The sequence below is a fragment of the Thermomonospora echinospora genome (genome assembly GCF_900108175.1).
GTDB classification, from domain to species: domain Bacteria; phylum Actinomycetota; class Actinomycetes; order Streptosporangiales; family Streptosporangiaceae; genus Thermomonospora; species Thermomonospora echinospora.
This window is the reverse complement of sequence record NZ_FNVO01000011.1, coordinates 38769-52891: the sequence shown is the minus strand read 5'-3', so window position 1 is coordinate 52891 and position 14123 is coordinate 38769. Positions and strand designations below refer to the sequence as shown.

The 14123-nt window shown below is 68.7% G+C and carries 17 protein-coding genes; 9 read left to right on the top strand and 8 right to left on the bottom strand.

The annotated features are described in order from the left end of the window. Positions 1–321: 321 nt before the first annotated feature. The 4 genes from C4U03_RS23415 to C4U03_RS23400 form a co-directional block, all read right to left on the bottom strand. Entirely contained in the window at positions 322–1671 is a 1350-nt protein-coding gene (locus C4U03_RS23415) for a Dyp-type peroxidase (protein WP_103940068.1), read from the bottom strand. Positions 1672–1779: 108 nt separating this feature from the next. After that, positions 1780–2226, bottom strand: coding sequence for a MarR family winged helix-turn-helix transcriptional regulator (locus C4U03_RS23410; protein WP_103940421.1), 447 nt, complete (start codon positions 2224–2226; stop codon positions 1780–1782). A gap of 357 nt (positions 2227–2583) precedes the next feature. Continuing rightward, positions 2584–2847, bottom strand: coding sequence for a hypothetical protein (locus C4U03_RS23405; RefSeq protein ID WP_146087487.1), 264 nt, complete (start codon positions 2845–2847; stop codon positions 2584–2586). A 248-nt stretch (positions 2848–3095) separates the two neighbouring features. Further along, complete coding sequence (locus tag C4U03_RS23400; protein ID WP_146087486.1) at positions 3096–3581, bottom strand: hypothetical protein; 486 nt, start codon at positions 3579–3581, stop codon at positions 3096–3098. Between the two features lie 101 nt (positions 3582–3682). Between C4U03_RS23400 and C4U03_RS41990 the strand changes: the two genes are divergently transcribed. Further along, positions 3683–4054 (top strand): site-specific integrase, encoded by a 372-nt coding sequence (locus C4U03_RS41990; RefSeq protein WP_235018065.1) that lies wholly within the window; start codon positions 3683–3685, stop codon positions 4052–4054. A 339-nt stretch (positions 4055–4393) separates the two neighbouring features. On the opposite strand, the gene C4U03_RS23390 is transcribed toward C4U03_RS41990, so the two are convergent. The 4 genes from C4U03_RS23390 to C4U03_RS23375 form a co-directional block, all read right to left on the bottom strand. Then, positions 4394–4885 carry a hypothetical protein gene (locus C4U03_RS23390; protein ID WP_103940060.1) on the bottom strand — a complete coding sequence of 164 codons (492 nt, stop codon included), beginning with the start codon at positions 4883–4885 and terminating at the stop codon, positions 4394–4396. A gap of 305 nt (positions 4886–5190) precedes the next feature. After that, on the bottom strand, positions 5191–5658 hold the full coding sequence (locus tag C4U03_RS23385) for a hypothetical protein (RefSeq protein WP_103940058.1): 468 nt from the start codon (positions 5656–5658) through the stop codon (positions 5191–5193). Between the two features lie 284 nt (positions 5659–5942). Then, complete coding sequence (locus C4U03_RS23380) at positions 5943–6920, bottom strand: SUMF1/EgtB/PvdO family nonheme iron enzyme (RefSeq protein ID WP_103940056.1); 978 nt, start codon at positions 6918–6920, stop codon at positions 5943–5945. Between the two features lie 38 nt (positions 6921–6958). Then, a complete protein-coding gene (locus tag C4U03_RS23375; protein WP_103940419.1) occupies positions 6959–7738 on the bottom strand; it encodes an aminotransferase class IV family protein in 780 nt (259 codons plus the stop codon). Positions 7739–8168: 430 nt separating this feature from the next. On the opposite strand from C4U03_RS23375, the gene C4U03_RS23370 reads away from it, so the two are divergent. The 8 genes from C4U03_RS23370 to C4U03_RS23335 all read left to right on the top strand — a co-directional run bounded on the left by C4U03_RS23370 (position 8169) and on the right by C4U03_RS23335 (position 14038). Next, positions 8169–8492 carry a hypothetical protein gene (locus C4U03_RS23370; RefSeq protein WP_146087485.1) on the top strand — a complete coding sequence of 108 codons (324 nt, stop codon included), beginning with the start codon at positions 8169–8171 and terminating at the stop codon, positions 8490–8492. After that, positions 8485–8703 (top strand): hypothetical protein, encoded by a 219-nt coding sequence (locus tag C4U03_RS23365; protein WP_146087484.1) that lies wholly within the window; start codon positions 8485–8487, stop codon positions 8701–8703. Before C4U03_RS23370 ends, C4U03_RS23365 begins: the two co-directional genes overlap by 8 nt. 176 nt (positions 8704–8879) lie before the next feature. Next, positions 8880–9128, top strand: coding sequence for a hypothetical protein (locus tag C4U03_RS23360; RefSeq protein WP_103940050.1), 249 nt, complete (start codon positions 8880–8882; stop codon positions 9126–9128). A gap of 103 nt (positions 9129–9231) precedes the next feature. Next, positions 9232–9963, top strand: a complete 732-nt coding sequence (locus C4U03_RS23355; RefSeq protein WP_160147069.1) for a GntR family transcriptional regulator — start codon at positions 9232–9234, stop codon at positions 9961–9963. A gap of 118 nt (positions 9964–10081) precedes the next feature. Next, a complete protein-coding gene (locus C4U03_RS23350) occupies positions 10082–10507 on the top strand; it encodes a plasmid replication, integration and excision activator (protein WP_103940046.1) in 426 nt (141 codons plus the stop codon). Beyond that, entirely contained in the window at positions 10507–10833 is a 327-nt protein-coding gene (locus C4U03_RS23345) for a hypothetical protein (RefSeq protein ID WP_103940044.1), read from the top strand. Before C4U03_RS23350 ends, C4U03_RS23345 begins: the two co-directional genes overlap by 1 nt. Positions 10834–10919: 86 nt before the next feature. Continuing rightward, complete coding sequence (locus C4U03_RS23340) at positions 10920–12386, top strand: FtsK/SpoIIIE domain-containing protein (protein WP_235018064.1); 1467 nt, start codon at positions 10920–10922, stop codon at positions 12384–12386. Continuing rightward, positions 12383–14038 carry a replication initiator gene (locus C4U03_RS23335; RefSeq protein WP_327373463.1) on the top strand — a complete coding sequence of 552 codons (1656 nt, stop codon included), beginning with the start codon at positions 12383–12385 and terminating at the stop codon, positions 14036–14038. The genes C4U03_RS23340 and C4U03_RS23335 overlap by 4 nt, the downstream gene beginning before the upstream one ends. Positions 14039–14123 lie beyond the last annotated feature (85 nt).

Genomic DNA, 14123 nt, shown 5'->3' with positions numbered 1-14123 from the left:
AGCCTAAGAACGAGATCGATCTCCGCGCCAGGCTTGGATCTTTCGCTGTGGGCGCGCACAATCCCGCTGTGGCCTGCGTCGTGCTGAAGGCGGCGCGTCCCGGACACTCTGACAACAGCGCATCACCGTGACCGCGTCTTGCTCGTGTCGGTGCACGCGCTCCGCTCGCCTACGGACTGTCCGACTCACCCACCGGAATCCCGGAGCACCGGGCGACCTGGAGCCGCACCGGGGAGACCGCCTTCACCAGGAAGACCTTCTCTCTGGGCCGCCAAGACATGCACTCAGGTCACAGTTGCCTGGCTAGAGATGACGGGTGTGTCACCGAGTGGGGAACAGGCCGGCGGCAAGGTGCCCGCCGGGGCGTACCCCCGGTGGGACGGCGAAGACGGCGCTGCCGGTATGCCGGATGAAGTCGTTCAGCCGGTCGGACTCGGCCAGCTTGCGCTGGGCCCGGACGAACTCCTCGGGGTCGCGTAGGTAGGCGCAGAAGAGCACGCCGCTGTCGTAGATGTCGTGCCCGCCGCCGGCGTGCTTCGGCATCCCCGGGCCGTGGTCGTGATCGGCGTGCCCGTCATCGTGAGGGGCGGTCACGATCGGCTCGGTGATGCCCTGGAAGCCGTAGTCGTAGTTGTAGGAGCGGCGCAGCATCGGAATGTCCCGGATCAGGGCCACGTGGGAGTCGGCCGGGATCAGGGGCTTGCCGTCCGGCCCGGTCCTGGTGAGGTCGAGATCGGTGAACTCGTGCCCGCCGCTGAGCGGGGCCCCGTTGTCCCGGCGGCGGCCGATGGCCTGGTCCTGGGTGTGGGCCGGGGAGGTGTCCCACTTCGGCAGGTCCATGCGGATCTTGCGGAAGACCAGGTAGGTGCCGCCGGAGAACCAGGCCGGTTCGTCCTGTGGGGTGGCCCAGACCGCCGCGTCGAACTCCGCGCTCCCCAGGCGGGGATTGGCGGTGCCGTCCTTGTGGCCGAACAGGTTCCGCGGGGTGGAGTCGCCGAACACGCCCAGGAAGCCCTGCTGGCTCCAGCGCAGCCGGGCCACGCCCGGGGCGCGGGTGCGCAGAGAGCGGAACGCCCGGCTGACGACCTGGGGGTCATCGGCGCAGACCTGGACGAGGAGTTCACCGCCGCTCCAGGCGTCCTCCAGCCGATCGGTCCGGAAGGCGGGGAGCGGGCGCAGCCGGTGAGGCCGTTCCCGTTGCCGTCCGATGCGCTCGAACAGTTCCGGTCCGAGGCCGAAGGTGACGGTCAGCCGGGACGGGTCGAGGCCGTCGGCGATGCCGGAGTCCAGCGGCGCCTGGGGCGAGCCGACAGGTCGCAGGCGGGGCGGGCGGCCCTGCATGAGGCTTTCGGCGACGACCGTCCACTGCTCCATGAGCGTACGGAAGTTGGCCGCGACCTGCTCGGTGGTCAGGGGGCGCTTGCGCACTGGGTGGACGGCCTCCAGGTCGAAGGCGGCGAAGAGCGCGTAGCGCTGCTGTGGTGTGGCGATGCCCGGCTGGTGCGCTCCGTGGAACGGTTCGGTCCGCCGTCCCTCCTCGGTGGAGCGCGGCGACGCCTCGGTGCCACCGCCGTTCGCCAGCAGCGCTCCGCCGGCTGCCACACCGGCGGTCGCCGCAAAGGTGGTGATGACGCCACGGCGGGAGAAACGGCTTTCCGGTCGATCGGGCATGTGGAACCCCTTGCCTGTTATCTTCAGGATGCCTGAAGCTTAGAGCAACCTTCAGGCACCCTGAAGGTTGGGGTGGGAGAGCAGGCGAGGGCGTCGCCCGCTCCCAGGTCAGGAGGGAGGCTGAGCTGAAAACATGGCACGTACGGCGGCACCGATCCGCCGCCGGGCCGGATCGGCGTCAGGGCCGAACATCCGGTCATCGACCTCGGCCGCCGCCCGCTCGGCCTCCTCCAGGAGGCGGGCCCCCTGGGGGGTGAGCTCAAGCGTCGAAGCCGATCCGGCACGAGCGTTGTGATCGCGCACCAGCCCGGCGGCGGTGAGCGCCTTCACCGCCCCGTGCACGCTCTGGACGGTGACCCCTGACATCCGCGCCAACTCGGTGAACGACGCGCCCGGCACCCTGGCGATGTGGCCGAGAAGCCCGAGCCTGCCGACGGTGAGCCCCAGCGGCCCAAGGGCGGCGTTGAGTTCGGCCTCGACCCGGCGCGCCAGTATCAGCACCACGATGGAGATGCTGGTCACCGGCGGACCAGGGCGGCCGTTCTCAGCAGTCACCGTTCCAGTGTCCCGCAGATCAGCGGCCCCGACGCCGCGGACGAGCCGGCCACGATGATGCCGCTGCCGAACGATCTGCTCGCCACACCACATGACGACCCATGGGGAGATCGTCTCTCGATCCGGGATACGACCCCCGTCTCCCGGGAAAGGGCGTCCGACGTGGGGGGCCCAGGGAATTCGCACCCTCTGACACCCGCGGAGATCACCCCTCTGACCAGCACACCCCATGACCCGCAAGCGACCGCGGCCGACCCCCCGATCACCACCTCTGATGGCACGATGGCAGGCTGCTGAACTGCTGCCGGCGTGCACCGGTGTTCGCCCCTGTCACCGTCACCGCCGCCGTCATCGCCGTCAGCGACTGGGGACCGGTGCCTGCCGATCGATCTCACGGCACAGAGCGGTGACCATGTCCTCGAAGGCGCCGGTACCGTGCTTCTGCCTGAGGACACCGTAGAGGTCCTTGCGGCCGGCCTCCCTGAGTATCCAGTTGAGGGCGGTGTAATGCACCCGGCGACCAGCGGACAACTCGTCGTAGACGTCGCGCGCGGCCCTCATCAACTCCGGAAAGGCCGCAGACTCCGCCATGATCATGCGGGTCGCATCGGTGAGATTCATGCGCGCAGTCTAGGTCAGCCAATACCGCCAGGCATGCGTTCGGCCGCCCGACCTTCCCGTCCGCCGCCGTCCCCACCTTCCGAAAAGCGGGCCAGGGCTTGAAGGCGGGGAACCCTGCTGGACGGGGCGGCCGGTGCGCTGGTGCTGGTGGCTCAGCGGCCGTGCTGACCTTCTGCTGAGTGCTGACGATGTTCGGTCGCGTCCGCTGGTATTGCCGTCAGCGCCGTCGGCAACTCCACCGGAGATGGCTACTGGCCGAGTTCTCGTGCGGGGAGATCCCTCCTCAGCGGCTCGCTTGCCATACCGAGTTCTTGACGAGCGGCCTCCATGAACGCGAAGCGGAGTTCACGCTTGGGCGGCGCGCCCGCCTCGGTGGCCTGCCCCCGAAGCAGCGCGTGGAGGGCCAGTGTGTAGTCGTGGGCGGCCTGGGCGACTGCAGGGGTGCACACGAGTTCCGGGACCTTCTTGGCAAGCCAAAGCGTGTGCAGGTGTTCCCACTTCTCGGACTCCTCAAGCTGCTCTCCCATGGAGAGGCGGTCCAAGCACAATTCCACCTGCTGGGCCGCGGACAGGAACTCCATGAGCGCTTCCTTGCGCTCCGCGCGTTCCGCACTGGCCTGCTCGAATCGCGCGCGTCGTGCCTCCACACGTGTAGAGAGATACTGACCGATCAGAGTTCCAGCGGAACCGAGAGCCACCCCCGCCAGCGGCAGGATTGTCGTCGACACGCTCATCCCGCTGAGACGGTGGATACTGATCGCCGGTTCCCGTGCCCGGGACGGGTGCGCCACCGCATCGCTCCGGGGTACTCGTTCGCGCGAACGACGCACACCGCGTGACAGACCGTTTCGCGCAAAACTTCCGGCCCAACCGGCTGCGGGCACTGGACAAGCCCGGCATCAAGGACGTCCGGCTCCATGACCTACGGCACACCGGCAACACGCTGGCGGCCATCGCGGACGCGACGCTCCCGGAGCTGAAGCAGCGGATGGGCCACGCCAGCGACCGGGCGGCGATGATCTACCTGCACGCCACCGACGAGCGGCACCGGGAGATCGCGGACACGCTCAGCGCCATGGCCAAGACGGAGCTGAAACAGGCACGCCGGAACCAATCGGACACGCAAGCGGAAGAGGACCCCGTAAATGATCAAAGCCCAGGCAGAGAAAGGGTCTCTGACCTGGGCTTCGTCGTGGGTGGAGCCTAGGGGATTCGAACCCCTGACACCCGGCTTGCAAATCCGCGGAGATCACCCCCGATCACCCCTCTGACCAGCACATCCCATGATCCGCAAGTGACCGTGATTGCCCCCTGATCACCACCCCTAATGGCACGCTAATGGCACGGCGGCAGGTTGCTGACCTGCTCGTACACCATGTCCCTGGCATGGCCTCAGCCTCGTGCGCGCCAAGCAGGTTGGACAGTCGGCCTCATCCTTATCAGTTCGTTCCGCCCCAAGGTGATCAACGTCCGCTGTGTTGATGCCCTGCGGCTGACCGTCGTCTGGGTGCGGTGGTGTTCGCCTGCGTTGCCGTCACCGTTGCCGTCAGCCATCGCGCTTCCCGACCTTGAGTGCCCGTGCTCGTTCGCCGCTGTTGTCTGGGCGAATGCGGTCAGCCAGACACGTCCGGTGAGAGATGACCGTATGGCTTCCTGGGCCGTCGTTGCTTCGCACGTCTAGGACGAGACCGTCACCTCCCAGGCTCAGGACGGCCGGCTTCCCGCAGAAGTCGCATGGCCACCCGAACGACTCGAAGTCCTCGGGATGGATGCTGAGCCGGACCCAGGCCGGCGGGTTATACCTGTGGACCTGCTCGACCACGGCATCGACCTGTGAGCCGACCGGCGGGTACATCGCCTTCAACTCGTCGTAGCTGCCGGTCGCTGAGCCGAACTGCTGGATCATGTCCACCGACGCACCGATACGCTCATGGCCGACGATCTCAGCGACCACGCCCCACGGCTGATGACTGAGGATCTTCGCCCGGACCCGCTGACCGGGCAAAAGCGCCAGGCTCTCAGTCTCGAAACGCTCCATGGCCCGCATTCTCCGGCAGGCGACGTGTAGACCACACGGATGCCCTGCTCTGCGCGACGCGCACATACCGCCTTGCCTGGTCTTCCCGTCTGCCGTCGTCCCACCCTGCGGGGAGCGGGCCGGGGCCAGGGCGTGAAGGTGGAGCGCCCCACCGGACGAACGACCTTCGCGCCCTGGCCCTGGTCTGCTCGGCTCGCCCTGGGATGGCGGTAGGCGGGAAGACCAGGCTTCCACCCTCACCACAGATCACCGGTGCCCGTGGGGCTGGGCTTCCCGGAGCCGGAGTGCCCCCGCCGGAGGCGTTTCTACTTGGGATGCTCTGCGGCGGTGGGTCCTTGGAAGTGGCGGGCGACTGTCTCGTCGTGTTCCAGGATGTGATCGATTGTTTCCCAGTACGTCGTCAGCCAGGGGTGTTCCCGGGCCTGGTCCGGGTCGAGCTTGCGGCCGTAGAGCGGGCTGTCGGGGGCAACGGACGCCCCGGTGACCAGGGAACATGCGATGTTCGGATGGCCCTCGATCGGGCCGATACGGCATCCGAACGTGACGCGGTTGGGGCTGGGGCGGTCCGCGACGTCATCGGGGTCCCAGTAGTCGTCGAGGACCACATCGATGTACGCCTCGTGTATGCCCTGGTGGTGGTAGCACCGTGCGTAGTAGATGGCATGAGCCCCGGCCTCGCTGTTGATGAACCCTGTCACCTGTTCGAAAGGGGTGCCGCAGCAGCCACAGGTGTCGGTACGGACATAGCGATCAGGGTCGATCTGTAGATGCACGCGGCTGATTATCGCGGCACATGGGACGGACCGAAGCGGGCTGTGGCGGCGGGTACCTGGTGGCTGCTGGTGGAGGGGGCATGTGGCGGTGTCGTGGTGCGCGGCCCGGCGGTTCGCCGCCCGGGGACCGGCGCCCACGCCGCACGCGCCGGGCGGCGTGGCCGGCGGGCCGTGGCGGCGGCGCGCAGCGCCGCCGCTCTTGATCCTAAAAAGCTGAATTCGGCAGTGTTCGTGACGCCTGAGCGTGACGCCTGAGCGGACTGGATAACTCACTATCCATCTAGCTATCCGTTCATCCTGAGCAAGGCACGCAGTGTTTCGGCGGGGGTTACGCAGCGGAAGCCGGTGTCGTCGTCGAGCATGTCGGCTGAGGCGTCGTTGAAGGTGGAGGGGGTGCAGCGGAGGAACGGGCTGGTGAAGGCGCTGCCCTTGAGTTCGTGGCGGCCTGGTTCGGATTCGGTGGAGCACCATTCCCAGGTGTTGCCGCACATGTCGTAGACGCCGTAGGGGCTTACGCCGCTGTGGTAGCGGTTGACGGGGGTGGTGGTGCGGAGGTCGCTTTCACGGACGTTGCACTTGGCGGGGGTGAGTTGGCTGCCCCAGGGGTAGGTGTCGCCTCGGGTGCCTCGGGCGGCCTTTTCCCATTGCTGGCTGGTGGGGAGTGCCTTGGCTGCCCACTGGGCGTAAGCGGTGGCATCGTGCCAGGTGACGAAGACGACGGGGTGATCAAAGATGCCGTCCGGTGGGTTGTTGCCGTTCCAGTGCTGGGGGGATGGGTGGCCGGTGGCGGCTACGAAGCGGGCGTAGTCGGCGTTCGTGGTCGGGAAGACGTCGATGTAGAAGGCGGGGAGGTGGAGGGGTTCGTTGTTCTCTCCGGCCAGGAAGATGCCTTCTTCGACAAGGGTCATGAGCTTGCCGTCGATGGGGTGGCGCACCTGGTGCGGCTCGTTCAATGGGAGCGGAGCGGGCACGGCGGGTTGGGTGGCCTGGCGGGCGGGGTTGGCGGCTGGGGCGGGTACTGCGGTCGGGCCGACGAGGTTGGCAAACCGGGCTTGGACGTCGGCGCTCGACGCGGCTAGAGAGGAGTCGAGGGCCTGTTGATTGACGGGGCGGGGATGGATGCTCTCGGCGCCCTTCTCCCACTTGGACACCATGCGCTCGCTGACGCCCAGGTGGGCGGCGAACGCTCGGATGCTCATCCGCTTGGCCTCACGGAGCGCTCGCACTTCGCGGCCTGACCAGAGTTGGACGGTGGGGGTCAATCGAATCTCCTTCGGGGGCGAAAGGGGATCGCTGGTCGTCAGAGGCTTTCCGGCGGGATTTCCTCGTACTCCTTGCGGAGGGCGTCGAAGATCGGGTGTTCGGCCGGTAGCTGGATGTTGTCGATGGCGGTGATGGGGCGAACGCCTACGGTGGTGTTGGTCGCGAATGCGGCCTGCATGTTCGGGACGTTGCGCAGGTTGACCGGTGCCGTGATGGTCTGCTCGTGCACTTGGGTGATCAGGCGCATGGTCACGCCGGGGAGGACGTCGGCGTTCGGCCAGATGACCCGCTCTCCGTCATAGAAACCGATGTTCCAGGTCGCGCCTTCGGAGATGAATGACGACGGGTCCAGGAACAGGGCATCGTCGTACCCGTTGAGCTGGGCGTTCCGGCGGCACCATAGGGCGCCGAACAGGCCGATGTGCTTGACCAACGGAAGATCTCGCCGGTAGACGGCCGATTGAACGCGCATCGGGGGCGGCGGCCATGCTCCCGCCGGCCGGGTGGTGACCAGAACATGCGGCTCGGCTGCGGATCCGGGATGTCCAAGCTCTAGGGCGGGGTCGAAGACGGTCACCCGGACGACGAATGATCCCGGCCTGCCTGCGATGGCGTGCCGAACGTACTCGCGCACTCGCTCCCGGTCGAGGTCGGCATCGAACAGTTCTCGGCAATCGCGGACAAGCCGGTCAAGGTGGTGCGATAGGCCGCGTATGTGCTGCTCATCGACGCGCATGGACGTGAAGTGGCCGTAGTTGATCAATCCGAGGGCCTGGAGCGCTTCGGGGGCGACAGGTGCGCCGTCGAGTTCCGCCATGTCCTCAGTCTGACACCGCAGTTGATCAACGGACATCCCTAAGTGCAGTGGAAGTTCAGTGCTGAGGCAGCACTAGGACATGGGAGTTACATCACTCTCTTCGGAAGCCTTTAAGGCATGAGGGATGAGCGTTCCGTGAATCCGTGCCAGTCGTGCGGTGGGCGTGGCGAGAAGCTGCGCAGCTCCCGGCGGCTGGTCGTGGTCGCTCCGGTGGAGGGTGACTCGGTGCCGGTTCGGGTGGATGCGTGCTTGGACTGCGGCGGGTCGGGTCTGGCCGCTGAGGCGGCGTGATGAGCTGCGGGGCCGGTGGCGTGGTCCGGATGTGGCCGGAGTGGGGCCGGCCTTTCCCGGGCGGCCGTGTAGGTGGGGGCGGCCAGGGGATCGCCGCGTCACCGGTCCCGCGTCCAGCCTGGGGGCGGGTGTGGGTGTGATGAGTGATCCGTATGAAGTCGAGACGCACGCGGTGCGGGTGCTGTCGGCGCTGTTCCTACAGCTCGTCCGGGCTTCCTGGCCTGCGGTGAAGGTGGCGTTCCGGGACGCGATTCCGCGCCTGGAGGTGACCGGGCCTTCCGGTGTCGTGATCGACGTGCGGATGGACGAGGACGGGGCGCAGTTCGTGTTCCGGCCGTCGTTCCGGCGGCATTCGATCGAGGACGTGCCGGGCGCTGTGGAGGCGGTGTTGACGCTGGTGCGCGACTGCGGCGGTTCACTGTCCTCCGATGCGCGATCCGCGGGCGGTGGGGCCGGTGAGTAGGGCGTTGACCGCTCGGCGGGAAGCGGTGCTGCGAGAGCAGTTCCCGGGCTGGCGGGTCCGTGAGGTGACCGGCCAGTGGATCGCTGCTCGTAAGGGTGGGCCGGTGGTGGTACGGGCCTCGGCGGTCGAGCTGCGGGACGCGCTGCGGTGGATCGATCAGGCTTCCCCCGATCCGGCCGGGGGTGACCCGGCGAAGGTCGAGGGGTCATGAGCGGCGGGGCCGGCGGCGTGGATGCTCCAGCGACCGACCCCCCGGGAGTGCCGCCGGTCCCGCCTTCCTCTCTTGACCCGTCCGCTGACGCACGGGGTGAGCGGATGTGGGCTTGGGCACGGTCGCCGCAGTGGAGTCCGGACAGGCCGGAGGAGTTCCACGGACCGCATGTCCAGATGCGGCGGCTTGGGTGTGAGGGCATCGAGTGGCGGCGGGTGCATCCACCGTTGGAGCGGGTGCGGGTGGTGGCGCACACCTGTGAGTGCCTGGCCACGGTGTTCGAGTTGTGCGGGCGGGGTGGCGCCTACCTGATCCGCCGGACGACCCGTGGTCCTGGTGGACCGGTGGTCGAGGAGTCCCCGGCGATCCCGGCCAAAGCGGCGGAGGATCTGTGGTTCCGGCTGCTACGGGGACGTGCACGCTGAGGACGTTGCCGCTGGGCGGTTGAAGATCGGTCGGTGACAGGACGCGAGTGTGCCGGTAGCGTCCTACCTGGTAAGACAACCTGTCGAATGTTGGATGGTCGTGATGGCTCTTGAGTCGGTGCCACCGAAGTACGCCCAGTTGGTCGCGGAGCTGAAGCGGCGGATCGAGGCGGGCCAGTACCCGCCCGGCGAGATGCTGCCCAGTGAACATCAGCTCATCGCCGAGTTCTCGGTGTCCCGGCCGACCGTGGTGGCGGCGCTGCGGGTGCTGCGGGAAGAGGGCTGGATCGAGGCTCGGCAGGGCAAAGGCCGGTTCGTGCGGGGGCGTCCGGTCCTGTCGGCACTGGAGCACGTGCGGGCGGGACAGCTCCGGCTGTCGGGTCCAGAGATCGACCTTGCCGGGGATGTGGTCGAGGCCGGCGCGGTCACCGCGCCCAAGCGGATCGCGGCGCTGTTGGACGTCCCCGCGTCAGGGCGGGTGTTCCTACGGCGGCGGCTGCTGACCTACCAGGATGAGCCGTCAGAGCTGCTGTCGCTGTGGCTGCCGCTGGAACTGGCGGAGGGAACCGGCCTGACCAGTGACCAGCCTTTGCGACAGGGCATCCGCGAACACCTGGAGAGCCGTAAGGGCGTGGTGTTCGATCACGTGTTGGAGCAGATCACCGCACGTATGCCCACGACGGAAGAGGCGCAGACTCTGGGGCTGGGCAGGGATGTGCCGGTGTTGGTGGTGTTCGCCGCGGTGCGGGACGCCACGGGGCGTCCGCTGCTGGTGGTCGAGGCGGTGTTGCCCGCCGACCGGCATGAGCTGGAAGACGCATATCCGCTGCGTTGAGGCGTTGGCCGGATTCGGCCACATCTGAGCGGGTCACTTGATAGAGCAAGCGGGTAACCTCCGATCAAGTCACTTGATAGGTCAACTGACGACCAGTTGACTGATTGGAGGTGGTCACGTGGGGATCCAGGGACGTATCCCGGTGGAGTTCGGTCAGGTGTTCCCGCACGGGGTGTTCGCGACCGATGCGGCTCAGCCGTTGGAGAACTACGACACCAAGCAGCAAAAGATCGACAAGGAGACCGGTCTGCCGGTGTGGGTGGTGAACGTCTACGACGCGGACCCGACGGCCAAGCACAAGGCGTCGGCGATTCGGGTGCGGGTGCTGGCCAAGGTGTGCCCGGTGCTGCCGGAGCCGGTGATGGGGCCGTTCCGGCCGGTGGAGTTCACCGGGATGACGGTTACCCCGTATGTGGAGGTGGCCGGCAAGAACCCCAAGGGTGAGCCGATCACCCGGGTGGCCTACTCCTACCGGGCGACCGGTGTGCAGGCTCCCGGCGGCGCGGGCCGGGCCGCTCGTCCGGCTGGTAAGGACGCGGCCTGATGGGGCGTTCGCGGATCTCGGTGAACGTCGATCTTCCCGGCCGTGACCCCAATGCCTCGGTCACGCTGCCCTTGGACGAGCGGGCCAACTGCCGGGCCTTCTGCGTGACCCATCCGGAGGGGGCGGAACCGGTGCTGGCCATCTCCCACGGCGGGGTCAACGTGATGCTCACCCCGGACAAGCCGGGTCGGGTGACCGCCGGGGACGTCGCGGTGGCTCGGGCGCTGCTGGAGGCGGTCACCTCCTACGTCACCGACGTCGAGCGCCTGCACGACCAGAACGCGCGCTCCTCCGGGTCGCCTGGCGCGGGCCGGTCGGCGGTCTGACGAACAGGTGGGGCGGCTGGAGCTGGCACCTCCAGCCGCCCCGGTCTCTCTCCCCAAACCGCAACTCGAAGAGAGGTGATCAGCGTATGTCGTGGGAGTTCCGCAAGGTCAAGCCGGGTGAGAATGTGGCGGTCGAGGCGCAACGCGACCCGTTCGCCGCGCCCAAGTGGGCGCCGCCGGTGTGGCACATGCCCGAGGGCCTGGTCCTGCTCGTCGGCCTGCTGCGCGTCCTGGCCCGGCTGCTGGCCTTCTGCGTCCGGCACCCGATCACGGTCGGGGCGGCGGCCGGGGCCGGCTGGCTGGGCGTCCGCTACGGCTGGCACGTCCCCGCGCTCCTGGCCGTCCTGGCCGGACTGGGTCTGTCGGCCTGGGCGGTGGCCGATCGGCCGTCCTTCGCCCGCTGGGTCGTGCGCCCGGTCCGGTCGCGGTGGCGGGCCTGGTGGGTGTACCGGCGGCACTGGCAACCGGTCCTCGTCACCGCCGGACTCACCAAGACCCACCGGGGCCGCGAGTACCTGCCGACCCTGCGCACGGTCATGGCCGGTCCCACGTCGGATCGCGTCCTGGTGGTCATGCTCAAGGGGCAGGCCCCGGACGTCTGGGAGAAGGCGGCGGCCAACCTGGCGCACGGCTTCGGCGCCACCCTGGTCCGCGTCCGTGACGGCGACCGACCCGGCCGCCTGTGGCTGGAGTTCGTCCGCATCGACGCCCTGGCCTCCCCGCTCCCGGCACTGCCGCTGCTCGACGCTGCGGCGGTGGATCTGCGGGCGGTGCCGGTCGGCAGACAAGAGGACGGCTCGCCCTGGCGGCTGCGGCTGCTCGGCACGCATGTCCTGATCGCGGGCGCGACCGGCTCCGGCAAGGGCTCGGTGCTGTGGTCGGCGATCCGCGGGGTGCTGCCGCTGATGGCCGCCGGGCTGGTCGAGGTATGGGCGATCGACCCCAAGCGCATGGAACTGTCCTACGGCCGCGCCCTGTTCGAACGCTACGGCCGCTACTCCTCCGACCCGTCCGGCGGCATGGTCGCCCTGCTGGAAGAGGCCGCAAGCGACATGAACGCGCGGGCGGAGGAGTTCGCCGGGCTGACCCGGTCGTTCGCGCCGTCGGTGGAGCATCCGTTCCGGATCGTCGTGGTCGATGAGCTGGCGTTCCTGACCGCCTACAGCCCCGAACGCGACCTCCGCAAACGCGCCGAATCGGCGCTGGCGGTGCTGACCACACAGGGCCGGTCGGTGGGGTACTGCGTGATCGGCGCGCAGCAGGACGCGCGCAAGGAGGTCAACAACCTGCGCAACCTGTTCCCCGACCGGATCGCGCTGCGGCTGGACGAAGACGAACAGGTGGACATGGTCCTCGGCGACGGGGCACGCGATCGGGGCGCGCTGGCCGATCAGATCTCGTCCGTTCCGGAGATCGGCGCCGGGGTCGGGTTCGTCCGGTTGGAGAGTTGCCCGGACCCGGTGCGGGTGCGTGCGGCGTATGTCTCCGATACCGACATCCGCGCGATGGTCGCTTGGGCCACAGGCGGTGTGGACGCCTGGGAGGTCGCGTGACCGCTCCTGCGGAGACTGCTGCCGGGTCGGTGCCGGTGAAGGTGCGGCCTCCGCTGGCCCGGGAGGTCGTCAAGGCCGTCGCCATCGAACACGGGGTATGCATCCGGCCGGTGCCGATGCGGCGGGTCAACCTGCACACCGGCGAGACCGAACGGGTGGACGTGCCCTGCGGGCACACCCTTGCCTCGGTCTGCCCCACTTGCGCCGAACGCAAGCGCAAGCTCCGGGCCGTGCAGTGCGCCCAGGGCTGGCACCTCGATTCCGAGCCGGTCATCGAGCGGGCCGACCCGGATGCCGAACAGCGCTACCTGATGGAACTGCGGGCCAAGGCCCAAGCCCGGCGGGATCGGGTCGAGGTCCACGGGCCAGACGACGGCGGAGACCTGGCCTGGTGGGACGGCCTCCTGGGCGAACTGGACCGCGAAATCGAAAAGGCGGGGGTGGCCGGCACTCTCAAGACCGGTGACCAGCCCGCTCGGCGGACCCGATCCACCCGGCGGCGTCAGGACGCGCCCGACCTGCCCCGGCGGCCGGTCGAAAACCGCACCGTCGGGCGGACCTTCCTCGGCCGTGGCGGTAGGACGTTCCGGCCGTCGATCTTCCTCACCCTCACCCTCGACTCCTACGGCAAGGTCAAAAGTGACGGGACGCCGGTCGATCCGGCCACCTACGACTACCGGCGGGCGGCGCGCGATGCGCTGCACTTCTCCAAGCTGGTGGACCGGTTCGTGCAGAACCTGCGCCGGTTCGTCGGCTTCGACGTGCAGTACTTCGCCACCGTCGAACCCCAACGCCGGTTGGCTCCGCACCTGCACATGGCGATCCGCGGCACCATCTCCCGCGCGGAACTGCGGCAGGTGGCGGCGGCCACCTACCACCAGGTGTGGTGGCCCTCGACCGATCACGTCGTCTATCCGAACGGGCGGCTGCCGGTCTGGGACGCGGCGGCCGGGGAGACCGGCGGCTACATCGACCGGGACACCGGCGCGGTCCTGCCGACCTGGGATGAGGCACTCGACGCGATCGGCCAGGACGACGCGGCCGAACCCCTGCACGTGGCCCGGTTCGGCGAGCAGATCCATGCGGAGGGCGTGCTTGCGGACACGCCGGACGCGCGGCGGTGCATCGGCTACCTGACCAAGTACCTGATCAAAAGCGTCGCCGACTGCCACACCGCCGAGACCGACGCGCAGCGAGCGCACGTCGAGCGGCTGGCCGACGCCCTGCGCTACGAACCCTGCTCGCCGACGTGCGCCAACTGGCTGCGCTACGGCGTCCAGCCCAAGAACCCCCGGCCCGGCCTGGTCCCCGGCTTCTGCAAGGGCAAGGCACACCGCCGCGAACATCTCGGCTACGGCGGCCGGCGGGTGCTGGTGTCTCGGCGCTGGTCCGGCAAGACGCTGGCCGACCACAAGGCCGACCGCAAGGCGTGGGTGCTGGCCCGCCTCGCCGAGGCCGGGATCTCGGCAACCCGCACCGAGGACCCGACCGGCGTCTACGCCTGGGAACGCGCCGGACCCGGCGACCCCGACGTCAGACCCCTGGACGAACGACTCCTCCACCTGATCGACGAACGCATCCAACGACGCGCCCAACTCGACCAAGCAACCCAGACGGCCACCCAACTTTCGGCAATCCCGGAGGCAGCGTGACCAGTAACCGCAACCAGATCAGTCCCCTTCCGGCCGGTGATCGGCTGCTGACCGTGGCGGAGGCGGCCGAACTGCTCAACACTTC